The organism is Lactobacillus delbrueckii subsp. bulgaricus (assembly GCF_046938665.1).
GTDB classification, from domain to species: Bacteria; Bacillota; Bacilli; order Lactobacillales; family Lactobacillaceae; genus Lactobacillus; species Lactobacillus delbrueckii_C.
The window spans coordinates 115,185-126,370 of sequence record NZ_JBKZCD010000003.1 but is presented as its reverse complement, the minus strand read 5'-3'; the positions used below and the strand labels follow the sequence as shown (position 1 = coordinate 126,370).

The window sequence follows — 11,186 nt, the reverse complement described above, 5'->3', positions numbered from 1 at the left end:
AGGACTACTTTCCCAAATGAAGCAAATGATAATTCACGGAGGGAAACCCCTGCAAGGCGACATCTGGATTGGCGGCGCGAAGAACTCAACGGTAGCGCTGATTCCGGCCTCAATCCTGTCGAGAACGCCGGTGACCCTGGAATCAGTTCCGCGGATTGCCGACGTTGACAATTTGATGGACTTGTTGAGCGAAATGGACGTGCACTGCGACTTCCGCGAAACGACCCTGCAAATTGACCCGACTGAAATCAAGATGAGTCCTCTGCCAGCTGGGAAGATTAAGAGCTTGCGCGCGTCTTACTACTTTATGGGCGCTTTGCTCGGTCGTTTTGGCAAGGCGGTTGTAGGTTTTCCTGGTGGCGATGACATTGGCCCGCGGCCGATTGACCAGCACATTATGGGCTTCCAATCCCTCGGCGCCGACGTTAGATATGAAAATGAGCAGATTGTAATTACCGCGCCTGATGAAGGGTTGAAGGGGGCCCAGATTCACCTGAAGATGGCTTCTGTTGGGGCAACGATGAACATCATCATGGCCTCAGTCACGGCCAGCGGCCGGACGGTGATCGAGAACGCGGCCAAGGAGCCGGAAATCATCGACCTGGCAACTTTCTTGAACAACATGGGGGCCAAGATCCGCGGGGCGGGGACTGACACTATCAGAATCGACGGGGTTGACCGCCTGGAGGCCAAGGTGCCGCACACGATCATCCCTGACCGGATCGAAGCCGGGACTTACATTTCCATGGCAGCCTGCATCGGTAACGGGATCCGGATCCACAACATTATCGCTGAACACCTTGACGCCTTTTTGGCCAAGGTGGAAGAAATGGGCGTGGTGATCGACACTGATGAAGACTCCCTCTTCGTTTACCCGGCCGGGGACCTGCGCATGGTTCAGGTCAAGACCGGGACCTACCCGGGCTTCGCGACTGATTTGCAGCAGCCAATTACGCCGCTCTTGCTGACGGCGAAGACCGGGGAAGGGGTCATCATCGACCCGATCTACCCGAAGCGGACCCGGCACGTACCGGAACTGCAGAAGATGGGGGCTTCCATCACGGTTGTTAACAACATCATTCTGGTTCACCCAGGCAGCCGCCTGCACGGGGCAGTGGTTCACGCTGACGAAATCCGGGCCGGGGCCTGCTTGATGCTTACTGGCCTGATGGTTGACGGCGAAACGGTGATCAACAATGCCGGCAACATCTTGCGCGGCTATGACCGGGTGGAAGAAAAGCTGCGCCAGCTGGGCGCTGACGTGGTCATCCGGGACGTGGAAGATTAACTTGGGCCCTTGTCAAACGGGCTGGATAGTGGTACTATATTAGAGTTAATCGATTAATCTATGGCCTGCAGAAGGCTATGGCAAAGGAGTTTTAGAATTATGAAACAAGGTATTCACCCAGATTATCAAGAAGTTTGCTTCATGGACTCAGCAACTGGTTTTAAGTTTGTTGCCGGCTCAACTTTGAAGTCATCAGAAACTGTTGAATTCGAAGGCAACACTTACCCATTGATCCGTGTTGAAATTTCATCAGATTCCCACCCATTCTACACTGGCAAGCAAAAGTTTGCCGCAGCCGATGGTCGAATCGAACGTTTCAACAAGAAGTACGGCTTCAACAAGAAGAACTAATCGTTCTCTTTACTTTAAAAGCAGCCCGCTTGGGTTGCTTTTTTTATTGCGAAGAGCGCTAAACAACGTATAATATACTAAGTGTTAATTTATTCTCAAGGAGCAGTATTGGAATGAAAATGCAGTTGGCAGAAATCGCCCAAGCCTTAAATACCAGTTGTGAAGGGGACGCGGAAACGGTCATTACCTCAGTGGCCTTTGACTCAAGAAAGATCAGCCAGGGCGCCCTCTTTGTCCCGATCAAGGGGGAAAGAGACGGCCACGACTTTGTGGGTTCAGCCATTGAAGCCGGCGCCAGCGCCACTTTGTGGGAAGCTGGCCACCCAAACAAGCCGGAAGGCATTGCGGTTTTAGAAGTTGCCGACACCTTGAAGGCCATGCAGGATCTGGCCCGCTACTACCTGCAGAAGGTCAACCCAACTGTGGTCGGCATCACCGGCTCAAACGGCAAGACCACGACCAAGGATATGGTGGCGGCGGTTTTGGCCAAGCGTTTCAACGTTTACAAGACCCAGGCCAACTTCAACAATGAAATCGGCGTGCCGATGACCATTTTGGAAATGAAGCCGATCACTGAGATCCTGGTTTTGGAAATGGGGATGGACCGGGCCGGCCAACTGCATGAACTGAGCCAGCTGGCCCGGCCGGACGTGGCGGTCATCACCATGATTGGGGAAGCCCATATCGAATTCTTCGGCAGTCGGGACAAGATCGCCGACGCCAAGATGGAAATCACGGACTTTTTGCAAGAAGACGGCGAATTCATCTACAACGGTGATGAACCCCTCCTGGCGGAAAGAGCCGCCAAGCTTTCCCAGGACAAGTCCACCTTCGGTTTCGCGGACTCTGACAGCATTCATGCCAGTGACCTCCGCAGCACCATGCACCATTCCTTCTTCAAGATTAACGGGACTGACCGGGAATTCTCAATTCCAATGATCGGCCGCCACAATGTGGCTAACGCCATGGCCGCTATTCTGGTTGGCCGCCACTTCGGGGAAAGCGACGAGGAAATCGCCGCTGGCCTGGCCAACTTCGTGCCAACGGCCAACCGGATGGAATGGGAAAAGGGCGACTGCGGCGAAGACATCATGAGCGATATCTACAACTCCAACCCAACGGCCGTTAAGGCCGTGACTGCCTCCTTTGGCCAGGTTCCAGTCAGTGAAGGCGGCCGCCGGATCGCGGTTTTGGCCGACATGCTGGAACTGGGCAGCCGGTCATCTGACCTGCACAAGGGCCTGGCTGCCTGCCTGGACCCGGACAAGATCAACGTCCTTTACCTTTACGGGCCGGAGATGAACCACCTTTACCAGGCCCTGCTGGACAAGTACAGCCAGCAGAATCTGCACTACTACCCAGAAGACGAGATGAGCCATTTAATCGATGATTTAAAGAGCGACATCCACAGCCAGGACATCGTTTTGCTGAAGGGGTCCCACGGGATGCACTTGGAACGAGTCCTCGACAGACTGAAATAGGAGAACAATTTGAAATTTACTGAACTAGGATTGAACGACAATATCTTAAAGGCAATTAAGCGGTCAGGCTTTGAAGAAGCCACCCCGATCCAGGCCCAGACCATTCCTTTGGCCTTGGCTGGCCAGGACGTGATCGGCCAGGCCCAAACCGGGACGGGGAAGACAGCTGCCTTTGGTCTGCCAATCCTGCAAAAGCTGGACAAGCAGGAGCAAGCTATCCAGGCCATCGTAATTGAACCAACCAGAGAACTGGCCATCCAGACCCAGGAAGAACTTTTCCGCCTGGGCAGAGACGAAAAGGCCAAGGTCCAGGTCGTTTACGGCGGGGCGGACATTGGCCGGCAGATCCGGGCCTTGAAGAAGGTGCCGGAAATCCTGGTCGGGACTCCTGGCCGGCTTTTGGACCACTTGAAGCGCAAGACCATCAAGCTGGACGGCGTCAAGACAGTTGTTTTGGACGAAGCCGACGAAATGCTGGACATGGGCTTCATCCAGGATATCGAAAGCATCTTAACCTATGCTGAAAACCGGGACCAGACCCTCTTGTTCAGCGCGACCATGCCAAAGCCAATCCAGGCTTTGGGCGAAAAGTTCATGCATGACCCGCAAGTCGTGAAGATCAAGGCCAAGGAACTGACGGCTGATTTGATCGACCAGTACTTCGTCCGCGTCCGGGAAAACGAAAAGTTCGACACCATGTGCCGGCTGATCGACGTGGAAAATCCGGACCTGGCCGTGGTCTTTGGCCGGACCAAGCGCCGGGTTGACGAACTGACCCGGGGCCTGGTTGCCCGGGGCTACAACGCGGCCGGCATCCACGGCGACCTGACCCAGGCCCGGCGGATGCAGGTGCTCAAGCGCTTCAAGGAAGGGGAGCTTGACATTCTGGTGGCTACTGACGTGGCTGCCCGGGGCCTGGACATTTCCGGGGTTACCCATGTTTACAACTACGATATTCCGCAAGACCCGGACTCCTACGTCCACAGAATCGGCCGGACCGGCCGGGCCGGCAAGAGCGGGATGAGCGTGACCTTCGTGACGCCAAACGAGATCGGCTACATGCGGACTATCGAGGACTTGACCAAGAAGAAGATGTCTCCTCTGCGTCCGCCGACAGACGCCCAGGCCTTTGCCGGGCAGATGAAGCAGGCGGTCTTGAAGGTGGATGACCTGTTGAGCGGGGATTTGAGCAAGTATGACGACGCGGCGGAAAAGCTGCTGGAAAACTACTCAGCTGAAGACATCGCGGCTGCTTTGCTGAAGGAACTCTCTAACGACAGCGAAGTCAAGGTTACCATCACCCCTGAAAAGCCTCTCCCTTACCGGGGCAAGCACTCAGGCGGCCGCGGCCGCGGTAGCCGCAGCCGGAGCGGAAACAAGAACTTCAAGGGCAAGCGCAATTTTGACAGAAAGAAGCGCAAGCCAGGTTTTAAGATCCACGGCCGGAAGGGCTAAATTTTTAAAAAAGTAAAAAGGACCGGGCTTTTGTCCCGGCCTTTTTCTCTTTGTGCTATTATTTAAACAGCGTGAGGTGGAAAGATGATCAAAAATATCGGTGTGGACCAGATTGAGGTGGACCGGATCGCCAAGGTCGTTGACCGGGGAGACGGCTTTGCCCGAAAGGTTCTGACCGACCGGGAATTTGCCCAGTACCAGGATTTGACTCATAAGCGGAAGATTGAGTACCTGGGCGGCCGCTTCGCCGTCAAGGAGGCCTTCTCCAAGGCCTGGGGAACCGGGATTGGCCAGGCAGTTTCCTTTGAAGACGTGGAAACCTTGAGGACCGAGTCCGGCGCGCCTGTAACGACATCGCGGATTTTTACGGGGCGGATTTTTTCCAGCATCGCGCATGATGATCACGAGATCGTCGCCGTGGTCGTGCTTGAAGAGCCGGCCGGCTGGCGCCGCGCGATCGGCAAACTATCGCACCTGTTATCTGGGAGGAAAAAATGATCACAGCAGTTAATCGACCAGCAGCCCTGCATATCAACCTGGCTGCTATCAAGGAAAACACCCGGCAGGCCAAGGCCCACTTGAAGCCGGGCCAGAAGCTCTTTTGCGTGGTTAAGGCCAATGCCTACGGGCATGGGGCAGCGCGCCTGGCGCCGGTGATGGAAGAAGCCGGAGCGGACGGCTTCTGCGTGGCCATGTTGGATGAAGGGCTGGAACTGCGCCGGGCTCAGATCGTCAAGCCAATCCTGGTCTTGGGCCTGCAACCGGCTGAAGAAGCCGCCCTGGCTGCCGCCAACGACATTTCTTTGCCGGTGTCCAGCCTGGACTGGCTCAAGGAAGCGGAAAAGGTCCTCCGCAAGGAAGGCCTGCAGCTGAAGATCCACCTGGCCATCGATTCCGGTATGGGCCGGATCGGCTTTAGTGAAGACGAAGACTTCAAGGCAGTCAACGAATATCTGCAAGGCAATGACGCCTTCTTCGTGGAAGGGATGTTCACCCACTTTGCTTCTGCTGACTCTGCTGATGCCAGCTACTTTGACTACCAGGTCAAGCGCTTCAAGCATATGGAAAGCCTGCTGACGGTCAAGCCAAAGTGGATCCACGTGGACAATACCGCGGCCAGCCTCTTTGACAAGGACGTAGCCAGCGACATCGTCCGCTTCGGGATTGGCCTCTACGGGCTCAACCCTTCATCAGCCCCAGGCAGCCAGGACTTAGAGCCTGCTTTTGCCCTTAAGCCGGCCATGTCCTTTGTCAGTGAACTGACCTATGTCAAGCAGATCCACAAGGGCTACGGGGTCGGTTACGGGTCAACCCACATCGCAGAAGAAGACGAATGGATCGGGACCGTGCCGGTTGGCTACGCTGACGGCTGGATCCGGAAGTTCCAGGGCTTCAAGGTCAAGGTCGGGGACACTTACTGCCCGATCGTCGGCCGGGTCTGCATGGACCAGTTCATGGTTCTTTTGCCCAAGGAAGTGCCGGCTGGCACGCCAGTTGAACTGATTTCAGCTGATCCGGCAGCGCCAAACAGCCTGCGCCGGGCAGCTGACTGGCTAGATACCATCCACTATGAAGTGGCCTGCCAGTTCAACGACCGCTTGGACCGGATTTACGATAACGAATAAGAGCAAGAAAAAACCTCCGAATTTTACTTCGGAGGTTTTTAATCTGCTTTTGCTTATTCTTCGTTCAAGAAGACGCCTGGCTTTTCTTCGCTCATGATGTTCATGCCGGCAGCCAGGTCTTCAACGGCAACGACTGGGAAGCCCTTGGCCTTGAGCTTCTTGCAGATGGCCTTCAGTTCAGTTTCCGTGGTCCCTTGCGGCAGGGTGAAGAGGGTCCGGCGGACGTACTTGCCGTCAAATTCGCTGGCTGGCGCGTCCAGAGTCATGGCCCCGGCCAGGTTGACGAACTTGGCGATGATCTTGGTCATCTTGGTCAAGTTGCCGCTGTCGTTGGTTGACAAGACAGTCAAGACGTAAGCCCCGGTCTTGACGTTCCAGGCTGAGGACAGCATGTCCAGCAGGCGGGCGTGGGTCAAGATGCCGTAGAAGGTGTTGTCAGTGTCCAAAACAGCAATGTAAGGCAAGTCCTTGATGGTAAAGAAGACTTGGAAGAAAGGCGCGTTGATCTTGATGGTCTTGGTGGCGTTCTTCAAGAGGTAGGTTACCGGCAAGCTCATGTCCCCGCCTTGGGACTTGTGGCGGTAAATGTGCATCTTGTAGATGTTGCCGCGGAAGATCTTGCCGCTGTCATCCAGGATCGGCACGCAGCGGTAGCCGGAGCTTTCCAGTACCTTCAAGGCTTCTTCCAGGGTAGCGTGTTCGTTGACAGTCGTCAGGTAGTCTTTTTTGATGACCAGTGATTTGATTAACATAGGAGAACCTCCGTTATGTGGATTTACATGTAAATGTTTTCTTATCTCATACTTTCACATTATAGCATGCAGGAAATAGAAATTAAAGTTGGCTTAAAAGACAGGAAAGCGTAAGATTTTTGCCAGTTGTGCTAAAATTATTAAGATACAGCAAGTGAGGAGACTTTTGATGAAATTAATCGTTGCTTTGGGCAATCCTGGCCTTAAATATGAAAAAACCAAGCACAATACCGGCTTCATGGCCCTGGACCACTATTTAGATGAAAAGGGCCTGCGCCTGGACCGCGACAAGTTCACGGCCCTCTACGCCAAGGAGAAAGTGGCGGGCGAGGACGTGATCTTCATGGAGCCGCAGACCTACATGAACGAATCCGGCAGAGCCGTGGGCGCGGCGGCCAAATTCTTCAAGATCGACCCCAGCGACATCCTGGTTATCCACGACGACATGGACATGCCAATCGCCAAGCTGCGGATCCGGGCCGGCGGCAAGTCGGGCGGCCACAACGGGATCAAGAGCATCATTGCCTGCCTGGGGACTGAGAAATTCAACCGCCTGAAGATTGGCATCCGGCACCCGGACAAGCAGAGCGTGGTTTCCTGGGTCCTGACTCCGTTTAATCCCGACCAGCAAAAGGAGCTGGAAGCCAGCTTTGCCAAGGTCGACCAGATCATTGACGACTTTATCGCCGGCAAAGACGCCCAGTACTTAATGAACTGTTACAATTAAAGACAAGCACACGAACATGCAAGTAATTGATTTTTTGAAAAAAGATCAAGCAGTGACTGCTTTTATCGCGAAAACGTCCCGGATCAAGAACTCCCTGCTTACAGGAGTCGAACGGGGCGCTTTTGCTGTCCTCATCCAGGCTTATTTAACCCAGGTGGGCCAGCCCCTGCTCTTGATCGAAGAGAATGAATACAAGGCCCAGGAGCGCTACAACGACTTGAGCCGGCTTTTAGCCGATGATGACTTGGAGCTTTTTGCCCTGGACGGGAACCTGGCCACGCAAACGGCGGTCAGTTCACCGGATGAACTCAGCAGCCGGATTCAGTGCTTGAACCTGCTCTTAAGCGGCCGGCCTGGCGTTGTGATCGCGACCCCGCAGGGCCTGCAGTATCCGTTAAGTGACCCGGCCTTGTTTGAACAGGGACAGAAGCATTTTGCAGTTGGGGATGAAATTGCCCTGCCCGACCTGGCCCAGTGGCTGAACCAGGCTGGCTACCACCGGGAAAACCTGGTCGTTAAGCCGGGCGAGTTCGCCATGCGGGGGGACATCGTTGACCTTTATCCTTTGGACCGGGAAAGCCCCCTGCGCTTGGAATTTTTCGGCGACGAAATCGACACGATCAAGACTTTTGACCTAACCAGCCAGCGCAGCCTGGAGGAATTGCCGGAAGTGACCGTGCCAGCGGCCAGCGACCACGTCTTTACGGCAGAGGACTTGGACCGGGCGGGCCGGGAACTGGCTAGCGACCTGCCAAAGGAAGCAGCCGCCAGCCTGGAAATCGCCCAAGAGGCCTTGGCTAACGGGCAATTGCCGGATGACTATGACCGCTACCTGGACTACCTTTTGCCTGAGTCTTTCAGTCTGCTGGACTACCTGCCGGCTAAAGGATTGCTTTTGTTTAACGACTGGCAGCTGATCGCCGAAAGCGTCAAGAATATGGGGGCCATCAACGATGACTACCTGGCCAGCCAGATCGCCAGCAAGATGATGACCAGCCGGCAGAAGCTGCGCCTGGATTTTGCCGCGGTGCTAAAGGCAGATGGCCACCACCGCCTCTATGTCAGTCTGATGGCCCACTCTATGGGCCGGCTCCGTTTTGGCCAGCATTTGGCCTGGGACAGCCGGGAGCCGCAGCAGTTTTTTAGCCAGATGGAGCTTTTGAAAACAGAGCTGGACTCTTATGCCAAAAAGGGGCAGACGGTGGTCTTGCAGCTGTCCAGCCGCCGGCAGGCGGAAGAATTCAACCGGAGCTGCCATGACTATGACATCTACCTGCCTTTGGCAGAAGCAGACGGCTTAAAAGAAGGCCGGGCCCAGCTGGTTATCAGCGGCTATGCCAGCGGCTTTGTCCTGCCGGACAGCGACCTGGTCTATTTGACGGAAAAGGAGCTTTTTAACCAAAACAAGCGGCCGAAGAAGCGGATCAAGACCCTGGAAAATGCCCAGCGCCTGCGCAGCTATACAGAGCTCAAGCCTGGCGACTATGTGGTCCACGTCAACCATGGTATCGGCCGCTTTGAAGGCATCCAGACCTTGGAGACCGACGGGAAAAAGCGGGACTACATCACCATCACCTACCAAAAGGGTGACCAGCTGTTTGTCCCGGCTGACCAATTGAGCCTGGTGCAAAAGTACGTGGCTTCAGAAGGCAAGCAGCCCCACGTCAACAAGCTGGGCGGCAGCGAGTGGGCCAAGACCAAGAAGCGGGTTGCGGCCAGAGTTGAGGACATCGCTGACGACTTGATCGACCTGTACGCAAAAAGAGAGGCGGAGAAGGGCTTTGCCTTTTCCCCGGATGGATCAGACCAGGCGGCCTTTGAAGCTGCCTTTCCTTATGAGCCAACCCCTGACCAATTGCGGGCTACTGCGGAAATCAAGGCTGACATGGAAAAGGCCAAGCCGATGGACCGGCTTTTGGTCGGGGATGTCGGCTTCGGGAAAACCGAAGTAGCCATGCGGGCGGCTTTTAAGGCCATCTGTGACGGCAAGCAGGTCGCCTTCTTGGTGCCCACGACCATCCTGGCCCAGCAGCACTACCAGACCATCAAGGACCGCTTTAAGGGCTTCCCGGTGGAAATTGCCAGCCTCTCCCGCTTCCAGGGCCAGGCCGAAAGCAAGAAGATCGTGGCCGGCCTGAAAGACGGCAGTATTGACTTGGTAGTCGGCACCCACCGGATTTTGTCCAAGGACGTCCAGTTCAAGGACCTGGGCCTGCTCATTATCGATGAAGAGCAGCGCTTTGGGGTGGCCCACAAGGAAAAGCTCAAGCAGCTGAAGACCAATATTGATGTTTTGACCCTGACGGCCACTCCGATCCCGCGGACTCTGCACATGTCCATGATCGGGATCAGAGACCTGTCAGTCATGGAAACGCCGCCGCAAAACCGGTATCCAATCCAGACTTATGTCCTGGAACAGTTGCCAGGCACGGTCAAGGAAGCCTGCCAAAGGGAAATGCAGCGAGGCGGCCAGGTCTTTTACCTGCACAACCGGGTCGGGGACATCGAAGAAACGGTTGCCCGCTTGGAGCAGCTTTTGCCAGAGGCCCGGATCGCCTATGCCCATGGGCAGATGAGTGAAAACCAATTGGAAGACATCTTGAGCCGCTTTTTGGATCGGGAATTCGACATTTTGGTCACCACGACCATCATTGAAACTGGGATCGACATGCCTAACGTCAACACCATGATCATTGAAGATGCCGACCACTACGGCCTCAGCCAGCTCTACCAATTGCGGGGCCGGATCGGCCGGTCAGCCCGCCTGGCCTATGCCTACTTCCTCTACCAGCCAAACAAGGTTCTGACGGAAGTGGGGGAAAAGCGCCTGGACGCCATCCGGGACTTTACCGAGCTGGGGGCAGGCTTCAAGATCGCTATGCGGGACTTGTCCATCCGCGGGGCCGGCAACATGCTGGGGGCCCAGCAGCACGGCTTTATCGACAGCGTCGGCTACGACCTCTACTCCCAAATGCTGGCTGACGCCATCAAGGAGCGGCAGGGGAAGAAGCCGGTCAAAAAGAGCAATGCCGAGGTCGACCTGGGCCTGGAAGCCTATATTCCAGAAGACTACATCGCCGACCAGGAGCAGAAGATCGAATTTTACAAGAAGATCAAGGGAATCGGCAGCCTGCAGGACCGGGAAGACATCGAAGATGAGCTCCTGGACCGTTTTGGCGACTATCCAGCAGCTGTTGAGAACCTGCTCAACGTGGCCAGCCTGAAGGCCAGCTGTGACTTGGCCCAGATTTTGACTCTGGTCAAGGAAAAGAAGCAGATCCGGGTCATTTTCAGCGATTCCGGCAGCCGGGAAATGGAAGGGCCGAACATCTTCAAGGCCCTGGAACATGTTTCCTGGAAGGCCCGGATCGCCCTTGGCGCCCAAAAGCGCCTGGTGGTTACCCTGCTTTTGCCAGACAAGCTGACCCGGCGGGCCATGTTCACGGAACTGGGCACTTTTGCCAAGGACGCGGCAGAGATCATCCAGCGGTAATTTATTAAGAGTAA

The 11,186-nt window shown here is 55.4% G+C and carries 9 protein-coding genes; 8 read left to right on the top strand and 1 reads right to left on the bottom strand.

Annotated elements, in window-relative coordinates; genetic code table 11:
- Positions 1 to 16 precede the first annotated feature (16 nt).
- The 6 genes from ACLUXO_RS03295 (at position 17) to alr (ending at position 6,200) form a co-directional block, all read left to right on the top strand.
- Positions 17 to 1,288 carry a UDP-N-acetylglucosamine 1-carboxyvinyltransferase gene (locus ACLUXO_RS03295; protein WP_412136300.1) on the top strand — a complete coding sequence of 424 codons (1,272 nt, stop codon included), beginning with the start codon at positions 17 to 19 and terminating at the stop codon, positions 1,286 to 1,288.
- A 99-nt stretch (positions 1,289 to 1,387) separates the two neighbouring features.
- Entirely contained in the window at positions 1,388 to 1,639 is a 252-nt protein-coding gene (locus tag ACLUXO_RS03290; protein ID WP_003612793.1) for a type B 50S ribosomal protein L31, read from the top strand.
- Between the two features lie 113 nt (positions 1,640 to 1,752).
- Positions 1,753 to 3,120, top strand: a complete 1,368-nt coding sequence (locus ACLUXO_RS03285; protein WP_412136299.1) for a UDP-N-acetylmuramoyl-tripeptide--D-alanyl-D-alanine ligase — start codon at positions 1,753 to 1,755, stop codon at positions 3,118 to 3,120.
- A gap of 9 nt (positions 3,121 to 3,129) precedes the next feature.
- The gene (locus ACLUXO_RS03280) at positions 3,130 to 4,575 is read left to right on the top strand and encodes a DEAD/DEAH box helicase (RefSeq protein ID WP_412136298.1); all 1,446 of its coding nucleotides are present in this window, start codon (positions 3,130 to 3,132) and stop codon (positions 4,573 to 4,575) included.
- 84 nt (positions 4,576 to 4,659) lie between these two features.
- The gene (gene acpS, locus ACLUXO_RS03275) at positions 4,660 to 5,073 is read left to right on the top strand and encodes a holo-ACP synthase (protein WP_296225072.1); all 414 of its coding nucleotides are present in this window, start codon (positions 4,660 to 4,662) and stop codon (positions 5,071 to 5,073) included.
- Positions 5,070 to 6,200, top strand: coding sequence for an alanine racemase (gene alr, locus ACLUXO_RS03270; RefSeq protein ID WP_412136297.1), 1,131 nt, complete (start codon positions 5,070 to 5,072; stop codon positions 6,198 to 6,200). The genes acpS and alr overlap by 4 nt, the downstream gene beginning before the upstream one ends.
- Positions 6,201 to 6,253: 53 nt before the next feature.
- Here alr and cbpA read toward each other — a convergent pair whose 3' ends face one another.
- Complete coding sequence (gene cbpA / locus ACLUXO_RS03265; protein WP_003612788.1) at positions 6,254 to 6,952, bottom strand: cyclic di-AMP binding protein CbpA; 699 nt, start codon at positions 6,950 to 6,952, stop codon at positions 6,254 to 6,256.
- Between the two features lie 169 nt (positions 6,953 to 7,121).
- Here cbpA and pth point away from each other — a divergent pair, with 169 nt between their 5' ends.
- Positions 7,122 to 7,679, top strand: a complete 558-nt coding sequence (gene pth, locus ACLUXO_RS03260) for an aminoacyl-tRNA hydrolase (protein WP_412136296.1) — start codon at positions 7,122 to 7,124, stop codon at positions 7,677 to 7,679.
- 16 nt (positions 7,680 to 7,695) lie between these two features.
- Positions 7,696 to 11,172, top strand: coding sequence for a transcription-repair coupling factor (gene mfd / locus ACLUXO_RS03255; RefSeq protein WP_412136295.1), 3,477 nt, complete (start codon positions 7,696 to 7,698; stop codon positions 11,170 to 11,172).
- Positions 11,173 to 11,186: the final 14 nt, after the last annotated feature.